The organism is Sphingomonas sp. LH128 (assembly GCF_000293195.2).
GTDB lineage: Bacteria > Pseudomonadota > Alphaproteobacteria > Sphingomonadales > Sphingomonadaceae > Novosphingobium > Novosphingobium resinovorum_A.
Genome location: NZ_ALVC01000544.1, coordinates 1 through 574, shown reverse-complemented (window position 1 = coordinate 574; position 574 = coordinate 1). Strand labels below are relative to the sequence as shown.

The window sequence follows — 574 nt, the reverse complement described above, 5'->3', positions numbered from 1 at the left end:
AATCTTTGCAACAGAGCCAAAAAGAATATATAAGGCTTTTAAAGCTTTTAAGGTTTAACGGTTGTGGACAACAAGCCAGGGATGTAACGCACTGAGAAGCCCTTAGAGCCTCTCAAAGCAATTTTGAGTGACACAGGAACACTTAACGGCTGACATGGGAATTCCACATGTGGAATTCCACATGTGGAATTCCCATGTCAGCCGTTAAGTGTTCCTGTGTCACTCAAAATTGCTTTGAGAGGCTCTAAGGGCTTCTCAGTGCGTTACATCCCTGGCTTGTTGTCCACAACCGTTAAACCTTAAAAGCTTTAAAAGCCTTATATATTCTTTTTGGCTCTGTTGCAAAGATTGGCGGCAGTCAGAGGTAGGCTGTCGCTCTGCGCCGATCAGGCGGCTGCTGCGAAATGGTGGTTGAGCATGCCCATGGCCTCCGTCAGCGCCGAGGGCCCAATGCCAAAAGCTCTCTCCACAAGGCGCACCTCGCCCCTGATGCCGGGCTGCAGGCACCAGGGGCGAGCCTGTCCTTTGCGCAGGGCTCGCATGACTTCGAATCCCTTGATCGTGGCATAGGCCG

General features: G+C 51.0%; 1 pseudogene. It reads right to left on the bottom strand.

Annotation, left to right across the window (positions count from 1 at the left end):
* Positions 1-386: 386 nt before the first annotated feature.
* A pseudogene (locus LH128_RS29915) lies at positions 387-574 on the bottom strand (IS6 family transposase); the annotation flags it as partial.